The 24,659-nt window shown below is 60.2% G+C and carries 15 protein-coding genes and 2 pseudogenes; 5 read left to right on the top strand and 12 right to left on the bottom strand.

Annotated features, from left to right (window positions below):
• Positions 1-2: 2 nt before the first annotated feature.
• The 6 genes from WS62_RS04015 to WS62_RS03990 are packed head-to-tail and all read right to left on the bottom strand — an operon-like array spanning position 3 to position 6,169.
• Positions 3-1,820 carry a fatty acyl-AMP ligase gene (locus tag WS62_RS04015; RefSeq protein WP_066568047.1) on the bottom strand — a complete coding sequence of 606 codons (1,818 nt, stop codon included), beginning with the start codon at positions 1,818-1,820 and terminating at the stop codon, positions 3-5.
• A complete protein-coding gene (locus WS62_RS04010) occupies positions 1,817-2,818 on the bottom strand; it encodes an amidohydrolase family protein (RefSeq protein ID WP_066568045.1) in 1,002 nt (333 codons plus the stop codon). The genes WS62_RS04015 and WS62_RS04010 overlap by 4 nt, the downstream gene beginning before the upstream one ends.
• A 39-nt stretch (positions 2,819-2,857) precedes the next feature.
• Positions 2,858-3,883, bottom strand: coding sequence for an acyl-CoA desaturase (locus tag WS62_RS04005; protein ID WP_066568043.1), 1,026 nt, complete (start codon positions 3,881-3,883; stop codon positions 2,858-2,860).
• Positions 3,880-4,815 (bottom strand): class I SAM-dependent methyltransferase, encoded by a 936-nt coding sequence (locus tag WS62_RS04000; protein ID WP_066568032.1) that lies wholly within the window; start codon positions 4,813-4,815, stop codon positions 3,880-3,882. Before WS62_RS04000 ends, WS62_RS04005 begins: the two co-directional genes overlap by 4 nt.
• 12 nt (positions 4,816-4,827) lie before the next feature.
• A complete protein-coding gene (locus WS62_RS03995) occupies positions 4,828-5,112 on the bottom strand; it encodes an acyl carrier protein (protein ID WP_066486153.1) in 285 nt (94 codons plus the stop codon).
• Positions 5,113-5,137: 25 nt separating this feature from the next.
• The gene (locus WS62_RS03990) at positions 5,138-6,169 is read right to left on the bottom strand and encodes an acyl-CoA desaturase (protein ID WP_066568030.1); all 1,032 of its coding nucleotides are present in this window, start codon (positions 6,167-6,169) and stop codon (positions 5,138-5,140) included.
• A gap of 496 nt (positions 6,170-6,665) precedes the next feature.
• Here WS62_RS03990 and WS62_RS37260 point away from each other — a divergent pair, with 496 nt between their 5' ends.
• The 4 genes from WS62_RS37260 to WS62_RS03970 all read left to right on the top strand — a co-directional run bounded on the left by WS62_RS37260 (position 6,666) and on the right by WS62_RS03970 (position 8,650).
• The gene (locus WS62_RS37260) at positions 6,666-6,830 is read left to right on the top strand and encodes a hypothetical protein (RefSeq protein ID WP_197422757.1); all 165 of its coding nucleotides are present in this window, start codon (positions 6,666-6,668) and stop codon (positions 6,828-6,830) included.
• 3 nt (positions 6,831-6,833) lie between these two features.
• Complete coding sequence (locus WS62_RS37255) at positions 6,834-7,112, top strand: hypothetical protein (protein WP_197422756.1); 279 nt, start codon at positions 6,834-6,836, stop codon at positions 7,110-7,112.
• Positions 7,113-7,352: 240 nt separating this feature from the next.
• On the top strand, positions 7,353-7,739 hold the full coding sequence (locus WS62_RS37840) for a hypothetical protein (protein ID WP_231748183.1): 387 nt from the start codon (positions 7,353-7,355) through the stop codon (positions 7,737-7,739).
• A gap of 128 nt (positions 7,740-7,867) precedes the next feature.
• A complete protein-coding gene (locus WS62_RS03970) occupies positions 7,868-8,650 on the top strand; it encodes a hypothetical protein (protein ID WP_156440852.1) in 783 nt (260 codons plus the stop codon).
• On the opposite strand, the gene WS62_RS38995 is transcribed toward WS62_RS03970, so the two are convergent.
• The 5 genes and pseudogenes from WS62_RS38995 to WS62_RS37835 form a co-directional block, all read right to left on the bottom strand.
• On the bottom strand, positions 8,645-9,019 hold the full coding sequence (locus tag WS62_RS38995; RefSeq protein WP_082720678.1) for a cupin domain-containing protein: 375 nt from the start codon (positions 9,017-9,019) through the stop codon (positions 8,645-8,647). The two genes, WS62_RS03970 and WS62_RS38995, sit on opposite strands and share 6 nt — an antisense overlap.
• Positions 9,020-9,022: 3 nt before the next feature.
• Positions 9,023-10,339, bottom strand: a complete 1,317-nt coding sequence (gene fabF / locus WS62_RS03965; protein WP_231748182.1) for a beta-ketoacyl-ACP synthase II — start codon at positions 10,337-10,339, stop codon at positions 9,023-9,025.
• Positions 10,340-10,752: 413 nt separating this feature from the next.
• Entirely contained in the window at positions 10,753-20,148 is a 9,396-nt protein-coding gene (locus WS62_RS03960; protein ID WP_156440851.1) for a non-ribosomal peptide synthetase, read from the bottom strand.
• A 525-nt stretch (positions 20,149-20,673) separates the two neighbouring features.
• A pseudogene (locus WS62_RS03955) lies at positions 20,674-21,907 on the bottom strand (IS3 family transposase).
• A 64-nt stretch (positions 21,908-21,971) separates the two neighbouring features.
• Positions 21,972-22,100 (bottom strand): annotated as a pseudogene (locus tag WS62_RS37835) (GlxA family transcriptional regulator); the annotation flags it as partial.
• A gap of 8 nt (positions 22,101-22,108) precedes the next feature.
• On the opposite strand from WS62_RS37835, the gene WS62_RS03945 reads away from it, so the two are divergent.
• A complete protein-coding gene (locus WS62_RS03945) occupies positions 22,109-22,792 on the top strand; it encodes a hypothetical protein (RefSeq protein ID WP_066568014.1) in 684 nt (227 codons plus the stop codon).
• 185 nt (positions 22,793-22,977) lie between these two features.
• Here WS62_RS03945 and WS62_RS03940 read toward each other — a convergent pair whose 3' ends face one another.
• Positions 22,978-24,639, bottom strand: coding sequence for an AMP-binding protein (locus tag WS62_RS03940; protein ID WP_066568012.1), 1,662 nt, complete (start codon positions 24,637-24,639; stop codon positions 22,978-22,980).
• Between the last annotated feature and the right edge of the window lie 20 nt (positions 24,640-24,659).

The raw sequence follows: 24,659 nt of genomic DNA, 5'->3' as shown, positions 1-24,659 counted from the left end.
CGTCAGTTCTTCCGGGTTTCGTTCGGCGCGCCGCGTTGCGCGCGCCATTGAGTGATCACCGGCAGCGTGTCGTTGAGAAACAGTTCGCGACAAGCGTGCCGCTGGACCTTTCCGCTCGTCGTCTTCGGTATCGCCGACGGCGACGTGAAGACGATGTTGTGCACCGCGATGCCGTGGTGCAGATTGATTGCATGACGCAGCTTGCCGAACAGCGCGTCGGGCGTGTGACCGCTTGCATGATCGCCGTCGCTGAACGCCTTCAGATAGCGCGCCCGCAGCTCGCGCACGACGATCACCTGCGGCGACGCATCGGTGTCGAGCGCGAACACCGCGCATCCGCCGGGGCGAAACAGTTCGGCGTCGAGCGCCTCGATCGTCTCCTCGACGTCGTGCGGGTAATGATTCGCGCCGCGAATCAGCATCATGTCCTTCAGACGGCCCGTGACGAAAACGTCGGACCCCGACCGATAACCGTAATCGCCGGTGCGCAGGAATCGCGCATCATGGCCGTGCAGCTCGGCTTCGAAAGTCTGTGCGCTCAGCTCACGATTATTCCAGTAACCGAGCGCGACGCTCGGCCCTTGCGCCCAGATTTCGCCGACTTGGCCATCATCGCACGGAACGCGGGCATCGGGATCGACGATCAGCACCAGACTGTCGCCGGCCGCGTCGCCGCATCCGATCGCCGCGATCGTGCGTTGCGTTTCCGGTTCGCGCGCCGGTTCCGCATCGCGCGGCGCGACTGCGACGACGGGCGGCTGCGATTTCAGCCCGCCCGTCATGAACAGCGTGTGCTCGGCGAGCCCGTAGCACGGATAGAACGCGCGCGCATCGAAGCCGCAGCGCGCGAAGCGCTGCGAGAACGCTTCCAGCGTGCCGTGCCGGATCGGTTCGGCCCCGACGAACGCGAGGTCCCATGAACTGAGATCGAGCTTGTCGAAATCGGCGTCGGCGATGCGCATCGTCGCGAGCATTTGATATGCGAAGTTCGGCCCGCCGCTCGTCGTCGCACGGCGCTCGCCGATCGTGCGCAGCCAGCGCAGCGGGTGCTTGAGGAAATCGACGTGCGACATCAGCGTCACCGGAAAGCCGACGTAGAGCGGCTGCAGGATGCCGCCGATCAGGCCCATGTCGTGATACGGCGGCAGCCAGATCACGCCGCGGCTGTTCGCGTCGTGCTCGAAGCGGCTCGCGATCAGCGCGGAGTTGTGCAGCAGGTTCCGGTGGCTGATCATCACGCCCTTCGGCGCGCCGGTCGAGCCGGACGTGTATTGCAGATAGACGGGCGTTCGATGATTCACGGGCGGCGGGACGTAGCGCTCGACGCTGTCGGCGAGCGTATCGACCGTGATCCAGCGCAGGCCGCCGAGCGCGGGCGAACCGGCTTCGATGCGAGTCGCGTCGTCGCGCGCGGGCGTCGTCGACAGGATCGCGGCCGGCGCGCAATTCTCGACGATGCCGGTCAGCCGCCGCAACGTGCGCGCCGCCTGCGCGGGCTCGACCGGATACACGGGCACCGCGATGACGCCCGCATACATGCAGCCGAACAGCGCGACGATGTAGTCGATTCCCGGCGGAAACAGCAGCAGCACGCGATCCCCGGGGCGGGCGACCTGTTCCAGCGCCGCCGCGACGATGCCCGCGCGCCTGTCCAGCTCCGCGCACGTAAGATGCCGCTCGTCGCGATCGCCGCCCGTGACGAACGTGTAGACGTGAAGATCGGGCTGATGCGCGGCGCGATATTGCGTCAGTTCGACGAAATCGGCAAATGCGTCGGCGGCGGGCGCGCCGGTGCTTGTCGAAGGTTCCGGATGCTTCATCGCGTCGGCTCCACGGTCGGCGCGGCTGCGAGCAGGTTGGCCGGCGCGTCCGCGCGTGCGCTTGCGTCACCCGCATTGCCGCCGAACAGCGCATTGGCGTTGTCCCACAGGATTTTATGTAGCACGTCCGCCGGCAGGTAGCGCTTCAGTTGCTCGATTTCGAAATCCCATTCGTACGGGATCAGCGGGAAGTCGCTGCCGTACAGAAACCGGTCCGGACGATCGCAGATCTGCGGCACGAGCTGTTCGAGCGCGGGCTTCCACGGCGTCGGCAGACGCGGATGCGCGCCGCGCGGATAGCGCGTCGCCCGAAGCGGCCTGACGTCGGGCACGATCTCGCCCGTCGCGACGCGGTGGCCGCCGAACGCCATCGCGGTATCGAAGTGCAGGTTGGGAAATTCGTCGAGCAGATCGACGTACGCCTGAACTTCGTCATAGCCGATGTGCGGGACGATGACTTTCAGATGCGGCGTGCGCCGCATCGCGCGCCGGAAGCGCTCGACGTTGCAGAAGCGGCGCACTTCGTCCATTTGCGCGTTGTTTTTTGCGAACGCGCCGGAATGCAGGTTCAGCACCTTGCCGCGTTCGGCGAGCGCTTCGCAAACCGGCGCGAGCGCGTCGTCGTCCGGCGCGATCCTCAACAGATGGCAGTGGATCTTGAGGCCGGCGAAACCGAGTTCGTCGAGCACGCGGACGGTCTCGCGCGCGCAATCGCGGTCGTGCGGGTGCACGGCGCCGAACGGCACGACGAACGCCGGATGCCGCGACGCCAGTTGCGCGACGAAGTCATTGAGGAACGGCGCGATGCCCGGCTGCCCCGCATAGCAGATGCCGGCCGCGCGCGCGACGCCGCGCGCCTTCAGGAAGGCGATCGATTGCTCGGCGAGCAGTTCGTGGCGGATCTTCCATGCGTCGCGCGCGTAGTTCTTCCAGACGAGCTTCGTGACGACGTCGGGCAGCATATGCACGCGCGCATCGAAGATCTTGAGTGTCGTCATCGCGAGGTTCGGTCGATTTCGATGGAAGGAGAATGCGGGTCACGCATCGCCGCGATGCGCGTTCGCGAGCCGTTCGCGGATCGCGTCCCGATCGGGATGCTGCACGTCCCAGACGAGTCCTAGCCGTTCGAGCAGCGCGATCAGCGATCCGGTCAAGTCGATCTGCCAACGATCGAAGCGCGTGCTCGCGTACTGCGGAAATGCATGATGGTTGTTGTGCCAGCCGGCTCCGAGCGTCAGGATCGCGAGCCACCACGCGTTGCGGCTCTGGTCGCGGCCGGGAAACGGCCGGCGGCCGCCGAGCGCATGGCCGACGGAGTTGACCGCCCAGATCGCGTTCGTCGCGAGAAAGATCCGCACGGTGCCGCCCCACAGCAGGCCGAGCAGCGCGCTCTTCCACGACAGATCGAGCAGCCCGCCGATCGCGGCCGGCAGCAGCAGGCCGAGCAGCAGCCAGAAGTCGTACGCGAGATGGATGCGCAACAGCGTCGGGTCGCGGTACATGTCGTTCGCGTACTGGTTCCAGCCCTTCGGGCGCGCGGATGACGGATCGAACAGCCAGCCGACGTGGCCGTGCAGGATGCCCTTCGCGCGGCCGGCGAAGCCGCGTCCGCCCAACTGCGGCGTGTGCGGATCGCCCGGCCGGTCCGCGTTCGCGTGGTGCAGCCGATGAATCGCGACCCACCACATCAGCGGCCCCATGTACGCGAGCGAGCCGAGGATCGCGAGCGCGATCTTCACCGACGGCGCGGCCTTGAACGTGCGATGCGCGAAGTAGCGATGCAGCGCGAGCTCCATGCCGAGGATGTTGAGCACGTAGAAGATCGCGAGCATCGCAATGTCCTGCGCGCGCGGCGCCAGCCCGAATCCGGCCCAAAGCGCGATCGCGGCGACGGTGCCGACCGCCGGTATCGACGCGACGCCCAGATGGCGCGCCGACGACGCGCGCGATAGATCTCCGGACGTGCGATCGCCGGGCGTGGACGAGATCGCCGGACCGGTCGGCGATGCCGCGAGGTCAGGCGCTTGTCTGCTGCCGGCGCTGTCGGCGGGCGCGTCCTTCATGCGACGGCCGCCCGATGTTGCGGTCCGGCGTGAATCCGGTTCGGCTCGATGCGCCGGAACGTGATCCGGTACAGCACGAACGCGCCGAGATCGAACGAATAGCTCATCGTCCGGTACAACCGCTCGTAGCGCTCGACCACGTCGAGCGGCGCGAGCGTGAGCGCCTCGCCGCGATGCGCGCGCAGGTTCTCGAACCACGCGCGCATCGTCTTCACATAGTCGTGGCGATCGTTGCGGACGAGTTCCACTTCGAACAGCATTTCGGATGCCAGAACGATATCCGCGAGATACGGCAGATCCGATTCCGGAAAGACTTCGCGCGCGATGAAGAGATCCGAGTGCTGCCGGTCGCGCGGCACGTCGCCGTAGCCCATCGTCTGCAGCGACAGCCGGCCGCCGGGCTTCAGGAAATCGTGGCACTTCCTGAAGAAATGCCGATACGCTTCGACCTTGTCCTCGTCGATCTTCGCGAAGTGCTCGAACGCGCCGAGCGAGATGATGCCGTCGAACGGCTGCTCGGGTTCGTAGTCCTGCCAGTTGCGCAGCAGCACGTCGATGTTCGGATGCGGGTATCGCTCGCCGATATATTTGAGTTGCTCGTTCGACAGCGTGAGCCCCACGACCTCCTTCACGCCGGCGACCGTGGCGAGCCGATCGAGCAGCGCGCCCCAGCCGCAGCCGATGTCGAGCACGCGTTGCGCGCCGCGCGCCCGGATCTGCGCGATGTGGTAATCGAGCTTGCGGATCTGCGCCTGTTCGTGCGTATCGCCTTCCTCGTACATCGCGCACGAGTAATTGCGGCCGCTTTCCTGCGCGAGCGCGAGGAACGCATTGCCGATGTCGTAGTGATACTGGATCGCGTCGGCGGACGCGCCGTACGGCGCGCCGCGGTTCGGCGCGCCGGCTTCCCGGTTCTCGAGCTGGACGGTCATCGTTCGGTCTGCCTATCGTTCGACCGACAGATCGGCGAGCGCCTGCGCGAGCGCGTCGATCGTCGGATATTGATAGGGCAGGCTCGGGGACAGCTCGACGCCGAGATAATCCTCGAGATCGCCGACCATCCTCATCGCGTCGGCCGAATCGAGGCCGTATTCGATGAACTGCTTGTTCACGTCGATCGAGCCGCTGTCGGTGCGCAGTCTGGCCGCCAGATAGCCGGTCATCCAGTCGACGATGTCTTCGTGGCTTCTTGCGTCGATTTCCACTGCCTTCAAGGTGGCGCTCTTCATATTCGTGGTTCCCGTGGAGAGTCGTTCATGGTGCGATGCGCTTCTTTTCGATGACTGCTGCGTTCGGACGATGCACGTCGTAGACAAGGTGCAGGCGTTCCAGCACGCGGACGAACAGCCCGCCCGGATCGATCTGCCACCAATGCAGCCCGGTGAAAGCGGATGCGGGAAACGCGTGATGGTTGTTGTGCCAGCCCTGGCCGAACGTCGGGAGCGCGAGCAGCAGGCTGTTGCGGCTGCGGTCGTGCGCGGTGGTGTGGAAATCGCGCCGGCCGATCACGTGGCACAGCGAGTTCAGCGCCCAGATGCAATGACTGACCGCGAAGATCCGCACCATGTCGCCCCACAGGAAGCCGAGCAGCACGCCCATCCACGATCGCGATGCGAGCCCGCAAATCAGCGGCGGCAGCGCGAGGCCGATCCAGACCCAACGGTAATACGCCATGTGCTGCCTGAAGACGAGCGGGTCCTGGTAAAGGTCGGGCACGTATTTCTCCCAACCCGCCGGCCGCGTCGATTCGCCGACGAAGAGCCACCCCATGTGGCTGTGATACAGGCCCTTGAGCCGCCCGCCGACGCCTTCGCCCGACAGGTGCGGCGAATGGGGATCGCCGTCGCCGTCGCTCGTCGAATGATGACGCCGGTGCGTCGACGCCCACCAGTTGACGGGGCCGTGCGCGCCCATCGAGCCGAGCGCGATCAGCGCGGTCCGCACCCACGGCTTCGCCTTGAACGCCTTGTGCGTCACGTGGCGATGAAAGCCGACTTCGAGCCCCAATGCGGTCGCGAAATAGAAGACCGCGAACACGATCAGCTCGACGGCGCCCGGCCCATGGCCGCCGAGCCATAAAGCGATCGCCGCGCCCGTGCCCAGCGCGGGAAGCAGCGTGACGACGGCGGCGATACGGCGATCGAGACGAACGGCTGAACGGGGCAAGATTCTTGTCGGGCGAGCCAAGCCATGCGAACCGGAAGAAAAAGACGCGGGAACCGCGCTTCCGATCGCACCCTCGGGCTGGCTCGCCTCGCTTGAAGACGGAGGCTGGCCGAGACTCATCGGATATCTCTCAGTAAATTGTTTGGTACATATTTCATTGATGACATCTGAAACTCAATGTGAATTTTCCTATCGTCAACGCTGATGTATTTGGTATACCGAAACAGCTTGTCGGTGTGGAATTGGGATTTGAATGCGGAACCGGATAAAGATCGCTGGAAACCGCTTCCAGGGCATTTCGCGTTTCCTAGTCGGCGATCTTTCGTTTCGTTGCGGTGAACGATCGGTGCGGATGAGTTTGATGCCGACATCGATCAATCACGGACCGGCCCGATTCTGGGGCCGGTTCCGGAAACCGAAGAAACACTCGATAGTCGAATCGATTTGCTGATTGGAATCGGATTCGGCCGCGCATGGCGGAACCGGGCGCAATTGAAATAAATAGCGATAAGAAAGATCGAATTGGTGCGCGCGCTATAAGAGAACGTTGTTTCGATTCAATGACGTGCTTTATCTATTCGCGTGACGTGCGATGGGGCGGCGCGCGAGCCACCGGTTGCCGGATTATCGCGCGCGCTTTTTTGCTTTGAAGAAATGGCGCGCGGCGGCGATGGATGGCCGTGCGATGCGGTCGGCCATGCCCTGCAAGGCTAGCCTGAAGTCAGGCGAGCCTCGCAAGCACAAGAAGCCCGACTACCGGGTGACGAATGCCGGCGAGTAAAACGTGGCTCTGAAAAAGCGCGGGATGCTCAGCCTGTATTTTCCGGGTGGCGATCTGAAAGCGCAGTTCATCAACGCGAGGCCGCATACCGCCGGAGTCTCGGGGCGTGAGCCGACGTACACGGCCGGTTATATCGAGCTGATTTACACGTTCTGCCGGCTGTTCAGCTGGGGCATGCGACAGATCGCCGGCTACATGGAGGATTACTGGGCCACCGTGGGCTGGACATTCCGGTACCCAGCTTCGGCCATCTGTGCGACCGGTTCGCCGCGCTGGAAGTGAGCGTCACGTAGCGCTGCAGGGAACTGGCGAAACGGCTGGCCAGCGGCGAAGCTGTGAGCGCGATCATTGACAGCAAGGGTCTGAGCTTCGGGCAGGCGAGCCAGTGATACGAGGAAAAATACGGCCAGACGGCTGCGCGCACGCCGTGGCGCAAGATGCATCTGGCGATTGACGCGCAGATGAACGTTCTCGCGATCGACACTACCGCACGAAGTGTCGGACCTCGAAGGAACGGACGCCGTGCTGCCCGCGGATATACCGGTTGACCGGGTGATAGCCGACGGCGCGTACTACAGCATCGAGCATAACGAAGCACTGCTACACGCGGGTGTGACGCACGTGATTCCGCCACCGGTTCATGCCGTCGTGCATGGCGACGAACAGACGCGCTGGCATGACCAGGTCGTCCAGTTTATCCAGGACAAAGGCCGCTATGCGTTTCACGAAAAATACGGTTATGGCCTGCGCTCGCGGGGCGAAGCGCAGATTTCGCGGATCAAACGATGCATTGGCGCCACCCTGCTGACGCAGAAGATCGAGTCGCAGGAACGCGAGGGCGTGATCATGGCCAACATCATCAATCCGTGGAGTTCGTTTGGCAGGCCGGTTTGTGTCAAAAATGCATAGTCGTGTCTGCCACACGGAAACTCGGACCCTTTCGAACAAAGCCAACGGATGATAGGCTCTCGACGTTGGTTAACTAATGCTATCAGGTCGATAAAACTGGCATATGCACATCATGAAAAGGAGAGAGCATGAAATTGGTATCGCCAGAGAATTTCGATATCGGACATAAAGAGCTCATCGAGGCACTCAAAGAATCAGTGAGTGTAATTTCGTCGCAGACTGATATAGTCTTTGGTATCAAGGACGTCCACTCACGACATCTCGTCGCTACTGATGCATACGCCAAACTCGTCGGGCTTGCGTGTGGCATTGATGTTGCCGATCACCTTGATCATGATATGCCATGCGAAGGCACGGCACAATTCGCGGACTGCTATGTGCAAGAGGACCAAGAGCTACTTCGCGAACAGGACATCAGACAAAAGAAATCTATTCTTAATATTCACGAATATACTCATGGAATCGATGCGTTAATATTCGAAAAATACCTCGTGAAGCATGTCGCATCCGAATCCGTTCTTGGCATCATTTATTCGGCGCATAGAGTGGAAATATCCGCATTCATGGCTTTGATTCCGAATTATGTTCATGAGTTCGGCGTGGGGTGTAGTATCGAAAACGCCAGCCGGACGATAGCCGTTGGAGGCACGACACTCACGAATTATGAACATGAAGTTTGTTTTCTTCTTGCCATGAACTGGGACTTCAAGCAGATTGCCGATTTCATGAACAAGCATCGTCCGATATCGAGGACAAGAAGCTCGGACGCAATCTATAAATGCCGGAACCGGATATGCGAGAAGCTTGCCTGTCATCCAGTTCATCTTCGGGAGATGCTTGTTGGAATGGGCATCCATCAAAAGATGCCCACTTCGTTCTTTCAACGCGTGATCGGTTCGAGGCTGCTATAACACAAATCGATCTTGGCCGAGATGGTTCTCTGGGCAACTAAACATCAAGACCAACGGCTCCGTACCTGTGTTTTTTAGAACATGAACGGTATTTTCCGGTACAACAAATGAGTTCTCCGCGCTGACGGCAGTTGTCTTCGTGCGATGGCTCACCACGTCAGTCAACGTCATTTCGCCATGGCCTCGAATGACATGGTAATGTTCGTCCCCATTCTTGTGATAGTGGGCACTGACTGCTTTACCCGGATCAATCATTGTCAAATAGGTACTGAATCGCGCATCGCCCGCCAATTTAGCGATCCTGATCCCTGCGATGCTGTCATACCTGCTTCGTTCCAGCTCAGAGCGCCAATCAACTATATTCACCATTCCTCACAACAGAATAGGCGGCGGCCCAAAAACCAGTGCTGCGTTTGTTCCACCGAAGCCGAACGAATTGGAGAGTGCGTAGCGGATGGATCTCGGTTTCGCATACTGCGGCACGAGATCCATGCCTTCGCATTCCGGAGATGGCGTCACGAGATTCAAGGTTGGCGGCGCAATTTGATCACGCATTGCCAGAATCGTCAGGATTGCCTCAACGCTTCCCGCCGCGCCAAGCATATGGCCGGTGGCAGACTTAGTCGCCGAAATCGACATCCCGCCGAATGCATGCTGCCCAAACACGCGCTTGAGCGCGGCGATTTCGGTGAGATCCCCTGTCGGCGTCGATGTCGCGTGCGCATTCACGTAATCGATCGCATCGGGATTGATCCGTGCCCGCTTAAGCGCAGCCGCCATTGCGCGCGCCGCGCCGTCGCCGTCCACTGGTGTCGCCACGATATGATGCGCATCCCCTGACATGCCGTAACCGATCACTTCAGCATAGATGGTCGCACCGCGCCGACGTGCATGCTCATATTCTTCCAGGACGACGATCCCGCTGCCTTCGCTCATCACGAACCCGTCGCGATCGGCATCCCAAGGACGCGACGCCTGCGGTGGTTGCTCGTTGAATCCCGTCGACAACGCACGCGCGGCCGCGAATCCCGCTATGCCCAGTTCGCAGATCGCAGCCTCCGTGCCGCCTGCGATCATCACATCTGCATCGTCAAGCGCGATGAGCCTTGCCGCATCGCCGATCGCATGTGCGCCTGACGCGCATGCGGTAACGGCCGCATGTGTTGGTCCAAGATATCCGTTTTGGATCGCAATATGGCCAGAGGCGAGATTGATCAGGTTCGACGGAATGAAGAATGGCGATAGCTTGCGTCCCGGTGTGCGCTCGAGCGAGCGCGCAGCCGCCTCAATGCCCGGTAGTCCGCCGATGCCCGCGCCGACCATTACGCCGGTGCGTTCAAGCTCATCGCGGCTGGTCGGCATCCAGTCCGCGTTGCGAATCGCTTCGGCGGCGGCGGCCAACGCATAGACGATGAACAAATCCATCTTCTTTAATTCTTTCGTCTCAATCCATTCTGTTGCGTCAAATCCGCCTTGCTTCTTCGACCCCGCAGGCAACTGACCGGCGATCTTGCTCGCCAAATGAGTTGTATCGAACCGGTCTATCTGGCGGATGCCGCTCGCACCCATCAGTAGATTCCGCCAACTGTGCGCGACACCTATGCCGAGCGGAGTCACGAGCCCGAGACCAGTCACGACAACGCGCCGCAATCCTAGTGGATGCGGTAGACCGTGCATACCAGTGTTCATGCATTCCTCGTTCAGTACTCTTTTGTGGTTTTCGATTTTGATACTTCATGCGTGCATGCAATGGCATGTAGTACCACGACTATCAGACCCGTTACTATCCGTACGCCGTTGGCAAGGAGGGTCCGACATGATTCGCGCGTCCCAGTCATTCGCGATCCCATGGATAAATGTCACTGCGTCTAATGGGTGACTGAGGATCGCAAATACGGGGCCGGTCACATTCTACATGCGCGGCGACTCGAACCAACATTGCGGCATCGCATTCTCGCGACAGTGCTTCGATGAGCGCACTGTGCTTCGCAGATTACTCGCTAGCATTGGCTTGATTTCTGCGTCGACGGATACGGCAGACACATGAATGCAGCGATCCACCTGCATGGTCCGACGTCGCACGAGAACTTTGGGGTACGCTATTAGCATGATGGCAGTCGCACGTGCTCATCCCAAGATTCGTCGATGATGCCCATCAGCGTACGTCCTGGGCCACATGTATAGATGTCGTGACTACTGAAACCCGATTGTTTGAGCCGCAGCAGACTTTGCCTCAGCAACACTGGATGTGCGATCTGCTTAACGAGATTGGCGAGCAATTGATTGGGCGTGGTGGTGAACTGCGCGTCGACGTTGCACAGGATCGGCACTTTGGGTGTGCTGAGTGGGAGGGTGCGCAATACCTGGTCGAGTTCGGCCGCGGCGCTTTCCATGTAAGGCGAGTGGAATGCCCCAGCAACTGTGAGCGGCGTACAAATCGCACCTTCCTGCGATGCACGCTTTGTCAGTGCCACACATCCGGCTTTGCTGCCCGCTACGATTGCATGCCGATCCGAAAGATCGTTTGCGAGATAAACTGGAGTGTCGGCGGATACCGTGCACATTAACTCCATGACGGTCTCGCGCGACAATTCGCGAACGCTGACCATGCATTGTTCACTTTGATGGGACGCATATTGCATCGCGCGTCCTCGCACGTGCAGCAGCCGGATAGCATCCGCATCGGTCAGCGCGCCAGCAGCCGCCAACGCGGTGTATTCGCCGAGACTCAATCCCAACATCGCCTCGCACGCATCGAGCAGGCCGCTGTCGCGTTGCAACGCGACGCGCCATTCGAACAGCGAAGCGATGAAAATGCCGATTTGGCAGACGTCGGTACGCGCAAGCAAGGTAGATGGACCATTCGCGTAAATCGCCCGTAATGGCATGCCGGTTAAGTCCTCCGCGAATTCCAACAGAGTCGCGCAATTGCGGATGCCCATATACGTATTCAACATGCCAATCGCTTGGACGCCTTGACCAGGGAACATGATTGCTCGAGGGCGCAATCTTCCTGACCTGCCCTGTATTGTCAGGGCAGAGTTGCGCGGGACCGCCTCCGGCCTTGCCAGTTTGCCGGTCGCGTGTCGCGGCAGGTGGTCCACAGTTTCCACGCGGACGCTGGCAAGTTCGAACGGGCAGAGGTTGCGTAACTGTTCCTCCAATGCGTCGATGGACGGCGCGGTGATCTCACGAGCCGGGACGACAAGCGCACGCAAATGAGTCGGTCGCCCTGGCTCAGCGTACCAGCCGATGTATGCTTCGTGCACTGACGGATGAGCGAGTAGTGCGGCCTCAATATCCTGCGCGAAGAACCCGCCCATGATTCGCTCGCTAGCGCGGCCGCGCTGCACGACGCGATTTTCGGCAATTGGGGTCACCAGATCTCGAGTACGAAACCAGCCCGACTCTGCAAAGCAGTCGGCGGTACGCTTCGGATCGCTCCGATAGCCGACGAACATCGATGGGCTCCGGACCCACAGCTCGCCGATCACACTGGTAGTGGCCGCCTGATCTTCAGGAATGACCTTGATAGTGACGCCGGGCAAAGGTTTGCCGAGATCAGGCTGATCGTCGGTGCGATAATGCTTGACGAACAGCGGGCCGCATTCAGTGATACCGAACGTCCCGATCAGGTCGACCGAGCTGTCGCGACACAAGGTGCGGCATAGGCCAGCGGGCACGGGCTCACCGCCGATAATGACACGCATAGAGTCAAGCAATCCGGGCGCGAAATTCCTATGTGAGCAAAGCGTCGACAGCCACGACGTAAATAGCACGAGGTGGGTTGGGCGATGCGCACGGATCGCATCGATTAGCATGTCCGGTTCAAAGCGCGGTTCGACGAACAGGGTGCCGCCGTTCGCGAGCGTGGCATAGGCCGTCATGAAGCCGCCGAGGTGCGGGATGTGATTGAGCAGAATCGTGCGGGAAGGGGGCGCATGGTCACCATTAAGCGTGATGCCGAAACCCGCGACCGCTGCACGTAGCGACCGTAGTGTGTGCTCGACGCCTTTTGGTGTGCCGGTGCTGCCAGACGTAAAGAACGTCACGCGGGTGTCATCCGGATTTGGGGTGAGGGTCGGCACCGTTCGAGCGGGTTCGGAGCCATCGAGCACGGCGTTCAGCCATGCTAGAGCCGCGAGCGACGGGTCGTCCGAAGGTTCACCAAGCGCGAGGGTCGCGAGTCGTCCGGGTTGCGCGGGCGACTGCGGTACGCCATACGCCGTTAACAGTGTCGAGGGAGCAATCACTATATCGAACGATTCTTGTTCGAGTGCGTTCAGAAATACGCCCGAAGCATCTGTGTCGAACAACAACGTTTGCATACCGGTTTTGAGTGCCGCAAGCGAGACAATCAGGGAATCCTTGTCGGGTGGCAAACAGGCGGCCACTGTCTTCGCGCCATGAGCGACGAGATACACGTTCAATGCGTCGACAGCATCACCAAGCGCGCGATACGACAGCGATGTGCCGTCCTGCACGAGCGCCGCGACGTCCGGCTGCGCACAAATGAGACCGTCGATCGCAGCGACAAAGCAACTCGAGTCCTGTTGCACGTGCTTCGTGGCGAGTGCATCAAGCGTGCTCTGTTCTTGTTGAAGCCACCTGAAATGCGCCTTCACATTGTCGAGGAGGTCAGTCGGCAAGTTGTTCAGCCAACTCGATACACGCTCTGGGTGCGGCCGATAGCACGGCTCACGCATTGAGCGCAATGCCAATTCGAGGTTGAGTGGAATCACTGCGGTCGCCGACTTGACCATGTCGAGGAAGCCAACGAAGGCGATACGAGGGTCTGCAGCGAACATCCATCCCTGATAGATCTTGACGCCCGACGGTGCCAGCCGTTCGAGAAAGTGAAAACACGGATTCCGATAACCGGTGGCGGCAATAATAAGGTCGGCATCGAGGTGTGTGCCGTCGCACAATTCCACGCCACCACGTTGCGTCGAAGCGATTTCGCCGACGCACAAATCTATGTGATCGAGTTGCGCAAGTTTGAAGAACTCGTCGCTCGTCGAGATCGTCGCGTCGAAGGCGCGATTCTCGGGGGCTGGAATGAAGTGGGCAATACCCTGCTGACGGTAATATTCGATTAGCCAGAGTTCCAGTGACGCGATGCGGGCTGCATAGTCTATGGAGAATTCTAAGGAATGTTCGGCGATGCCAGAATAAAGTATTGTGTCTGCGAATGTCGGCAACACCCAGTGACTACGGCGTGCCAGCAGGGTGACATGGCGAGCACCGCGCTGATGGGCAATCCGCAGTGCCTCGATTGCATACGATCCACCGCCGACGATTACGACGTTCGAGCCGTTCATGTCGACATCGTCAAGGCGTGACGCGTGGATCGTACGCGGTTGCCCATCCTGTGTCGCCCACATTGGCACGAATGGTTGACGATGCTTTCCGGTGCAGACCAGCACTCCGTCGCATGCAAGCCGGTCGATCTGGCCATCGGAACCGCAGCTCAACGTGAGTTGGAATCCATGTGTACCATCCCTTTCAATGTCAAGCACTTCAGTATTGAAGCGCATGCGGGCGTGCAAGCCGTGCTGATTGATCAGCGTGTCAAAGTGAGCAAGGATGTCTTGGCGATCCGGATAAACGCTTGAATGACTGAGCTCGTGATCGAGCCGGTAGACCGACGAAGTAGTTTGCAGGCGCGACTCCTGATTGCAGCCGTCGTACCATACGCCGCCGGTGCGGGGCGATTTTTCCACGACGACGAACGGGATGTTCCGTCTCGCGCATTCGAGTGAAGCCATGATGCCGGCCACCCCCGCACCAATGATGACGACCCGAGTGCCGCCCGGTGGAATCGCGTTATAAGCCAACGCTTCGACTTCCACGCGTGTGGGTTCACTAGTCATTTCGGGGGCCTGTAATCCGGAGAGCTCGCGCGTAAGAGCAAGCAGTTTGCGTGGCGTGTCGTGCGAGAAGAAATCGCGCATCCGCAACTTGATGCCATGTCGTTCACGTAGCTTGCCAAGTAATTCGACAGCGGACAGCGAATGTCCTCCCGCAAGAAAGAACGATGTGTCATGTGTTACATCATCTCGGCGGAGCACTTCGCCAAACAGTGCGGCGAGAAAGGCGGGGGTGGTCGGTTTGTCGCCGTGTGCCTCGGGCGATGCTGTGCTCGGCTCTATCGTGGCCCACGGTGATGGCAGTCCGTTGGTGTCGATCTTGCCGCTTGTTGTGACGGGCAGCACTTCGACTTCAGCAATCGCGGCTGGCACAAGCCAGCTTGGCAGCGCATTCCGGCAGTGCGTATGCAGGGCGGCGATGTCGAGCGCCACACCGACAACATAAGCGACGAGACAGGTTTCTCCATGCGGGTTGCGCCTGGCCGTCACATGCACGGCTGTCACGCCGGGCGCATCGCGGAGCGTTATCTCCAGCTCGGCAGGCTCGATCCGTACACCATTAATCTTCAACTGTGCATCGAGACGGCCTGCGCATTCTAGATTGTCGGCTGTATTCCAGCGTGCCTTGTCACCTGTCCGGTAGAGCATGCCGGGGCCAAATGGGTTCGGGACAAAGCGATCATGATTCAATTCTTCACGGTTCAGATAGCCCGGCGAGACGCCTGCTCCGCCGACACATAGTTCTCCGTAAGCGCCGTGCGGAACTAGTTGCTGTCGCGCATCAAGCACATAGAGCTGTGTATTGGAAATCGGCTTGCCGATGCTGACGGCGCGCTGTGTTCGCGTGATTTCACAAACCGCCGCTTGGTCCGTGCATTCCGTCGGCCCATAGGAGTTATAGATCGTTTCAACTTGCGTCTCGGCATAGATCCGATCGACGAGTTGCATGGTGACAGGTTCGCCGCCGAGTACGAGCGTGCGTAGCGAAGTGGGGACGCCGTGTGATAGCAAATGCTCAAACAACGATGGTGTAGTCACGGCGAAAGTGACGCACCGCTCAAACCAACTGGGATCGAGCAGGTGATCAACCAAGACGACGGTTTGTCCAGCGCACAGCGCCGGAAACATCTCTTCGACCGATTGGTCGAAGGCAACTCTGGTCGACCAGAGAGTCCGCACGAGTACATCCTTCGAGACTTGTCGCTCGATTATGTGGCGGATGTCGTTGAGTAGGCTTCGATGTGTAATGCGCACACCTTTTGGCTTGCCGGATGTGCCGGAGGTATAGAGGATATATGCATCATCATCGGCTCGACATGCTGGTGGTAGGTGCGTCGGAACACCAAGGTGGGGCGCGATACGGACCATGCCTTGCTTTCCGACGAGGTCGGTTGTGTGAGTGATCAGCGCATGCACCTCCGCATCGTCAATCATGTACGATCGACGTTCAGCAGGAAGATCGGGATCGATCGGCACGTACGTCGCTCCGACATGCATCAAAGCGAGGATCGAAAGCAGCAAATCCGGCGAGCGATCGAGTTCCACCCCGACTCGCATGCCTCGAGTCACGCCCGATGCGGCGAAATGACTGGCCATTGCCAGTCTGCGTATTCTGAGCTCGGCATAACTCAGTGTTGTATTTTCCCATTCTAGTGCGATGGCGTCTGGCTGTGTATCTGCATGTGCGTCTATCAGTTCAAGCAGGCCCTCGTGCACTGGCCACGCGTGCGCGGCTCCGCTTCCGATGACAAGCAGGTGGTTCCGTTCAGCGGCCGGGATTGTTTCGATTGCGTCCAACGCTGCGTCGGGATCAGTGGTTAGTGCCTCAACCAGATACATGAAGCGGTCCCGCATCCTGACGATGGTCTGAAGTTCGAACAGGTCGGTGTTGTAAGCGAGTTCGCCTTGCAAAACCGATTGACCGTCCGGGGCGCGATGTTCGCGGATCGACAGCGACAGTTCGAACTTGCTGGTATCACGGATGCCGTACAACGCTTGCCCTGTTTCGACTCGCTCGGTGCCCGCAAGGCTGTCGCCCCTGATCCATCCTTGTTCTTCTTCCAGGGCGACCATGGTCTGGTATACAGGAAGCTGACCGGCCGGTGCGCCGAGCTGAAGCGTCTCGACAATCTTATGGAATGGAATTTCCGCATGTTCGATGGCCTCGAGCGTGATGTCCCGCACCCGAGAGGTCAGTGCTTGGAACGACCTATCGGCATCGACGGGGATGCGCAACGGCAACGTGTTGACGAAGCAGCCAATCAGCGGCTCGGTCATTTCGTGCTCACGATTGGCCCACGGTGTCCCCACGATGATCTCGCTCTGTCCCGACATGCGTGTAAGGAACACTGCCCACGATGCCGTGATTGCAGCAAACGGGGTGGCGCCGGATGCGCGTGCGACCATCTTGAGTGCGGCGGTAACGGCGACCGGTAGCTCGAATCGAATTCGATGCCCATTGAAGGTCTGTTGTCGCGGACGTGGTCGATCGACTGGTAGGTCGAGCGGCGGTAGGGGCTGCTCCAGCGTCTTGCGCCAATATGCAAGCGCACCATTCATGTCACCGCACTCTAACCGCATGCGTTGCCATTGCCCCCAATCGTGATATTGCCCTTTGGCGAGCGAAGGCAATTGTGGAAGACGATCGCACAGCGCGGCTTTGTACGATTCGGTTAGTTCATGCCAAAAAATTGGGATCGACGAGCCATCGGTCACCATGTGATGCATGGTGATCGCTAGCACCCATGTAAGCTCTTCAAGTTCTACTGCGAGCACGCGGAACGTCTCGCCGATGGTGAGGTTGAGCGGACGATTGATTTCGAGATCGACCAGAGTGCGCAACGCTTCGTCGCCGTGCTGTTCGGCTCGAACGATTCTCAGCGGTACGGGGCAAGCGTCAAGTGGCATGACGGTTTGCCGGGGGCGACCGTCGATGACAGTGTAGTGTGTGCGAAGGATTTGATGGCGGGACATTACGTGCCGCAGCGCGCTCGATAACGCATCGACGTTGAGCGCGCCAGTGAAATGCTCAATGCGCGGCACGTTATATGCACTTGTATCGCCGATCAATTCGAACCAGATCCACATCGGTTCTTGCGATAGCGACAGCGGATAGCAGGCAGACTTGGGTGTTGGGTGGGCGCGCCCGGCAGGGAGCTTGTCGCGGGCATGTTCGACCAGCAATTCGATGAAATTATCGATATGGCTGTTGCGGAATACGTCGGACACGCTGATCTTTGTTTTTAGGTATTGGTTTAGATGTCTGACGATTCGGGTAATCTCAAGTGAATCGAGACCAAAATCGAGGAGCGATGCGACTTGCGCGGTGTGCGCGTGCGACTTTGGCACGACCGACGCGATCGCTTGATTTAGCAGCTCTCGTGCTTGTGTCGCGGTTAACTGGTTAATGGACGTGGGCGTGCCGACGCACGGTGGATGGCGTTCGAGTGACCATAGCAAACGTGTTTTGCCCTCACCGGCATCGACCGTTCCAACTAGCGCGGCCGCGTTGCCAAAACATAGGATCGCGGGATTGCTCGCCGTGATGCGCTCAAGCGGTTGATGCTGTCTGGGCATCATCGAGGCTGATTGCGGATCGGTTGAAAAGATCAAGCGGTCGTAAGATTCATCAACGAGCATCAGTTGACCGAGGAATTTAATTAGGACGCTATTCCAATAATCGAGAGCGTCGGACGCCGCATGCAGATCCACGAGGCACAGCGCGTGACCGAGCGCGAGGTCAATGGCGTCGTTGAGCACTGGCACGGACGGAGCGGCATTGATACGGTTTACATATGCCACCGCACATATCGTTGCACTATGATCGTCGGTTTCGACGACGAATTGTCCTTCCGGGAATTCATGGAGCCGTCGCTCAACTAGCATAGTTGCATTGACGAGTGACAGCTTCAGTTGCACTGCTGCGAGATCCGCGAGTGCGGGGCCATCGTCTGCAGTCGCGAACCGGATCCGGTACGCGACGGGTTGCATCCGTTGGAACGAAATGCGTGTGAGTGCTTCGCGCTCGGGGAACCTGTTGAGCTCCGAGGTGCGCAGCCCTGCTGCAGCAGTTGCGTAAAAGAATGCCTTTGCGGACACCAGTAACTGGCCCGTCAGCGCTTGAAGTGGGTCGAAGTGGAGACTGATACTGTTGTGTTTCGATTCGAACGCACGGCGAGCGTTGAGGGCATGTACCTCTAGCACGATAAGTTCGTCACGTTCACCAAGCGCATGCCGCCATTTGGTCAGATGTTCGATTAGGCTGTTTTGCACGTCGCGAGCGGACAAGATCGCACCAGCGCGTGTTGTGTGCAGGCTAGAAGGGACAAACGTGGGGTTGTTTGGTGACACGACTGGTGCATGGTAGGGCCGGTCGTGATCGAGAAAAGAGCGTACGTGGAGGAGCGGTTGCGTGAGGTCTATACCATTGTCTCGCAGGGCAGTGCGAATGTTTGCTGGATCCCCGACGTCACCGTGCAGTGTCAGATGTGGGATTGCATGCTCGGAGAGCCGTTGTCGGGTAGCGACGAGCGCCGCATCGTTATAGTCCACGCCGATCATCGTGAGCGGATAGGATGAGAGCACCCGACCGCGCGGTGAGTCTTGGCAAATTCGTTGATAGAGCTCGGCCAGAAGCGAGCCATCGCCGCAACCCGTGTCGACGATGTAAGCGGGCTGCTCGTCATACCGTTCATGTTGAAACAGACGCACCACTGTATCCGAAACGGCCCTGAAATAGGTCTTGTGCATTGAACCACTGGCGAGCACGTTAAGTGTGCGATCCACATGTCCTTCGAATTCGTCGAGCCTTTCGAAAATCGATTTTGGATCTCCGAACACCAGATCATCGATACGATTCAGGAGTTTCCGATACGACAGACCCAACGAATAATTCAGAGCGTTTCTGTACACCCATCGGCCAATATCGGTGAGTCGCATCATCCCACTTTGCACGCCATTGGCCCAGCCGAGCAATTCGAACAGGCGTTGTACCTCGTTCGCGGCGACGTTGCTAAGCGTACGAAGGTCAACTTCGCTCAAGTTTGGACTGGTTGTGCGATCGAGTTGATTAAGCCCGACCAGAATTGGAATCACCACAATACCGTCGGCGAATTCTCGCAACCAATCGCTGCCAATCCCGGTCCATCGGCATTCGACCTGGTCGATCGCGAATGAACAGCGTGCAACCGTCGTCCGGGTCAGGTAGTCGACGGGATCGATCGAATAGAGTGCGAACAGCGCCGGATCGAGTTTGTGGAGTTCGTCATTGAACGGTACGTCCGACACCCATTCGACGACTTCGTCATCGCATTTAACGAGGCCGACCGCTTCGCCGATGCGCAGCGCGATGCTGAAATACCCGGGCACCGCGCCGAACGACTCGATCAGTTCGGGCAGAGAGATACATCCTCGATCCCGAATCGCTGCGAATACACCTCTCCTAACTAGACAATTCAGGATCGGCATAAGCACGTAGCCGTGGGCATAATGATTCATGATCATGGAATTGCCGGATGTAGGTCTGGTGCGCATGTTCGTTCCCCTGATTGACAGATGGTCGAAAGCGATGGCTATTGCACGTCCAGACTTGATTGTCTCGTTATTTTGCACTCGTGCGATCGATTTCATCGCTGACCGAGGTTTTCCGAACTTCCTCAAGAACTGGAGCCACACCGTTCGCTTTCGAGCGAATTGGGAGCGTAATAGCCCGTCTATATAAGGGCCAGTCCAAATATTTGGACTTGTGTCAAATTGAGATATGCTCTGGCCGGGCACGCCGCGACTAAGTTGTAATGGCTTCTTTAGGCTAAGCACGAAGCGCCGTTACTTACCTGAACGCGTGATGTAAATCTATGGTTGCCCCCGTTTTTGCAACCCTGACGTTGATCGGTGAGGCTTTGTTCGGAAGGGGTATTGCAAGAAGGGGCGGCCTGAGATAGGACCGCCGGATCATAAAGAAGGCGGATCCGTTGCCATACCCTACAAGGCCAGACTGAAGTCGGGCGAGCGTGGCAAGCGCAAGAAGCCCGACTACCGGGTGACGAATGCCGGCGAGTAAAACGTGGCTCTGAAAAAGCGCGGGATGCTCAGCCTGTATTTTCCGGGTGGCGATCTGATGGACTTGCCCCTGCATGACGGGACACGCGGTCACGCTTAGGTTGGAGAATTTGCTTGCTGGCGAAACTCGCGTGGCGAGCGGTATTTCAGGGCACTGTGCGGATGCGACTCGTTGTAGTGGCCGAACGCAATGGCCAGATTCTGCAGCGCCGTTCTGGCGTCGGGCTTGGGCATCCACGAAACGTAATCACGCTTCATCGTTTTGACGAAGCTCTCGGCCATTCCCGTTGCTCTGCGGACTTCTGACGGGTGTCGTGACCGGCCTCAGGCCGATTTTCCGCGAGAACGTCAGCGTCTCGTCGGCAATGTAGCAGGAACCGTTGTCGCTCAGCCACTCGATTTCGCTGTCAGCCTTCAACGCACCGGCGAAACGGTTTTCGACCGCCTGAAGCATCACGTCGCGCACCATGTCGCCGGTGTAACCGCCAGTGGTCGCGGCCCAACTCATGGCTTCCCGGTCGCAGCAGTCCAGTGCAAAGACGACGCGCAAGGGGGCGCCATCGTCGCAGCGGAATTCGAAACCGTCTGAGCACCAGCGGACGTTGCTTCTGTCCACCGCGACCTTGCCGTCGTGCCGGCGCGTAGACGGGGCATGGCGAGGTCGGCGTTCGAGCAGCAGGCCGTGGCGACGCATGACGCGATACACCCGCTTTGCATTGACACGCGGTTGGCCCAGCGCGTCCCGGCTTCGCCTCAATAGCGCCCATGCGCGCCGGTAGCCATACGTGGGCAGGTCGGCGACCAATTCGCGCAGTTCGATGACGAGCGGAATGTCATCCAGAACGGGCGTCTTGCGCCGGTCGACCCATTCAGCGGGGCGCTTCGATTTGACCGTGAGATTCGAGCGCGACACACCCAGGACTTCACAGACCGACTTCAACGGTCGTCCCCCGGCAGCAATGGTGAGCGCGCAATCAACTTTTTTGCTCGACCGTACTCCACTGCTTCACGGAGAATTTCTACTTCCATCGTTTTTGCCCAGCAGCCGCTGAAGTTCGCAAATCTGCTTCATCGCTTCGGCCAGGTCCGATGCCGGGACCACCTGTTCGCCGGCACTGACCGCCGTCAGGCTTCCATCCTGATAGAGCTTGCGCCAGGCGAAGACCTGATTGGCGTTCACCTGATGGCGACGGGCAACCCCCGAAACCGTGGCGCCGGGCTCGAAAGTCTCGCGCACTATCGCGAGCTTCTCTTCGACAGAACGCCGGCGGCGCTGCTCCGGCTGGGTCAGAACTTCGACAGGTTTTACGTTTTGACTGGGCTTAAACATAGGCAGAAGACTACCTCATAATTTAAGCGCTACCCCGTGTCCGGTTTTTCGCGGGGGCCAGCCCAATGCTGAAACCCGTCGGTACGAGCCCCGTTTTCTCGCCGCCGATCAGCCGGCGGTAGCGCGGCACGCCGAGCCGCGCGAGGTCGTCGCCGAACACGATGCACGGCACTGACAAATGGAACGGGCTGATGCGAACTGGTGAAGTCGATCAGCCACACGCCGCTCGGCATCTACGTGGTCATCGCGCCGTATCTGAAGCAGCCCGAATCGATCGAATGGGTGAAGCCGCTCGAAGCATTCGGCGAGACGCTGAAGAACGCGTTGCGGTATCTCAACGCCGCCGAGTTTCCGGCCCATGCGCGAGCGGCGAGCGCACGCATTCTCGAAGCCGGGATTCCTTTCATCGCGCAGTCGGTCGTCGAAACGCGCTTCAGCGTCGAAAGCTACGAGCGGTTTTCCGCCGGCGTCGCCGATGCAGTCAAGATCAACATGCAGTGCGCAGCCGAAGCGCAGGTGGCCGGCGTCGAAGCGCTGATCAAGCGCTGGAAGCAGGAACTCGGCGACGACGAATGGAAGAACGTGTACACGGTCGTGCTGTCGATCTGGACGACGTCGGTGCGCAACCAGAACACGATCCTCCTGCGGCGTCTGATGAATCAGAAGAACGTCGACACGCACCTGATCGACATCGCGACGGCCGAGCCGCCCGCCGATCCGGTCGCGGTCGCGCTCGACAAACTCGTGCGAATCGTGCAGGGCAACATCGCGGCCGAAATGGTGTTCCCGATCGATTCGGTGCTCGCGGATTCGCTGAAGGGAACCGAGGATCTGCTGTCGAATGCGATCGGCAAGCTGATTCGCTGTCCTTATTCGAAGCACTGATAGTCGCGCGACGGCGCGCGGCGTCGATGCGGATGGCGGCCGATGCGGGTTGACGGAAGCGGAAACGAAGACGATCGCATTGAGCGCGGCTCACGACCGCGACACACCGTCAGATCGGAAAGAAGAAGGCGCGCCGAGCGGCGCGCCTTTTGTCATCGAGCGATGCCGTGACGAAGCGGCGTCGATCACGCCGCTTCGGACTCCCACACGACCGCCGTCCCTCGCGCGTCCCACGCGTCGAGAAACGGCGCATATCGCTCTTCGACGCGATTCCTGCGCACCTTGAACGTCGGCGTCACGAAGCCGCTCGTCTCGTTCCAGATCGAATCGACCACCACGACGAAGCGCAGCTTCTCGTGATCGTCGAGGCTCGCGTTGACGCGTTCGAGATGCTCGCCGAGCGACGTCACGAGCGCCGCGCGCCGGCCGTTGCCGTCGAGCCGGCGGCCCTCGTCGGACAGCGACACGAGCGCGCACGGCTGCGACAGCCCCGCGCCGACGACACAGCACGCGTCGACGAACGGATGCATCGTCAGCCGGCTCTCGATCGGCGACGGCGCGACGTACTTGCCCTTGCTCGTCTTGAAGATCTCCTTCACGCGCCCGGTGATCTTGAGGCGGCCCGCGTCGTCGAGCTCGCCCTTGTCGCCGCTGCGCACGAAGCCGTCCGGCGTGAAGAGCGCGGCTGTCAGGTCCGGGCGCTTGTAATAGCCGATCGTGTTGCCCGGCGAGCGGATCTCGATCTCGCCGGTGTCGGCGAGGCGGCTCTCGACGCCGCGCACCGGCGTGCCGACGTAGCCGGGCCGCATGTCGTGCTGCCGGCACGAATGCGACACGCCGCACACTTCGCTCATCCCGTAGCCTTCGAGCAATTCGAGCCCGAGATCGCGATACCAGGTCAGCAGCGCGGGCTCGATCGCCGCGGCCGCGCTCGCGGCGAGGCGAACCTGATCGAGGCCGAGCTGCTGCAGGATCATCGGCTTCATCGCATCGGGAATCGGGCCGGGCGGCAGGCGGCTCGCGACCGCGTGCCGGAACTTCGCCCAGAGCCGCGGCACCGAGATGAAGAATGTCGGCCGCGCGCGTTGCAGATCGGCTAAGAACGTGTCGAGCGATTCGCTGAAATGGACGGTGAATCCGGTGCGCACAGACAGCATCTCGACATAGCCGCGCTCGGCGACGTGCGACAGCGGCAGGTACGAGATCATCCGGTCGTCGGGCCCGAGCGCGATCAGATCGAAGACCGGCTCGACGCACCACCCGAGCGCGCCGAACGTCAGCATCACGCCCTTCGGATCGCCCGTCGTGCCCGACGTGTAGACGATCGTCGCGAGCTCGTCGGCGGCGCGCGTCACATGGTCCGCGAGCGGCGCGGTGTCGCGGACGATGTCGTCCCATCTCGCGCCGTCGAACTGCGCGTCGGATGGATAAGGCAGGCCGATGCATCGCACGTGCGACGGCACGCCCGCGCGCATGTGCTCCCACGCATCGAGCTTGCCGACGAACAGCGCCGCCGCTTCGCTGTGCGTGAGGACTTGCCGGATCGATTCGGCGCCGAGCGTCGGATAGAGCGGCACCGACACGTGGCCGCTCAGCCAGATCGCGAAATCGGCGAGGATCCAGTGCGCGCAGTTCTTCGACAGGATCGCGATGTTCGAGCCGCGCGGCAGGTCGAGCGCGCGCAGATACGCGGCGACGCGGCGCGCTTCGTTGACCGCCTCGCGCCACGTGAAGCGGCGGGCTTCGCCGCCGCCTGTCGGCTGGACGAGCCAGATGTCGTCGGCGCGCGCGCGTTCCCAATGCTGAAGGCGTTCGAGCGGCAGGTTGTCCGGGGCGATCGGGGTCAATGTCGTCTCCTGGCGAGCGC

Origin of the sequence: Burkholderia sp. ABCPW 14, from assembly GCF_001523835.1 — a bacterium.
Lineage (GTDB): Bacteria > Pseudomonadota > Gammaproteobacteria > Burkholderiales > Burkholderiaceae > Burkholderia > Burkholderia mayonis.
Note: the sequence above shows the minus strand (reverse complement) of the source record. Positions and strands in the feature narration are given on the sequence as shown.

Coding starts and splice junctions, on each gene's coding strand:
- fabF (WP_231748182.1), bottom strand. CDS start 10,339: ATGAACACTGGTATGCACGGTCTACCGCATCCACTAGGATTGCGGCGC.
- WS62_RS04015 (WP_066568047.1), bottom strand. CDS start 1,820: ATGAAGCATCCGGAACCTTCGACAAGCACCGGCGCGCCCGCCGCCGAC.
- WS62_RS04005 (WP_066568043.1), bottom strand. CDS start 3,883: ATGAAGGACGCGCCCGCCGACAGCGCCGGCAGCAGACAAGCGCCTGAC.
- WS62_RS38995 (WP_082720678.1), bottom strand. CDS start 9,019: ATGGTGAATATAGTTGATTGGCGCTCTGAGCTGGAACGAAGCAGGTAT.
- WS62_RS04010 (WP_066568045.1), bottom strand. CDS start 2,818: ATGACGACACTCAAGATCTTCGATGCGCGCGTGCATATGCTGCCCGAC.
- WS62_RS03990 (WP_066568030.1), bottom strand. CDS start 6,169: ATGAGTCTCGGCCAGCCTCCGTCTTCAAGCGAGGCGAGCCAGCCCGAG.
- WS62_RS03970 (WP_156440852.1), top strand. CDS start 7,868: ATGAAATTGGTATCGCCAGAGAATTTCGATATCGGACATAAAGAGCTC.
- WS62_RS03995 (WP_066486153.1), bottom strand. CDS start 5,112: ATGAAGAGCGCCACCTTGAAGGCAGTGGAAATCGACGCAAGAAGCCAC.
- WS62_RS03960 (WP_156440851.1), bottom strand. CDS start 20,148: ATGAAATCGATCGCACGAGTGCAAAATAACGAGACAATCAAGTCTGGA.
- WS62_RS04000 (WP_066568032.1), bottom strand. CDS start 4,815: ATGACCGTCCAGCTCGAGAACCGGGAAGCCGGCGCGCCGAACCGCGGC.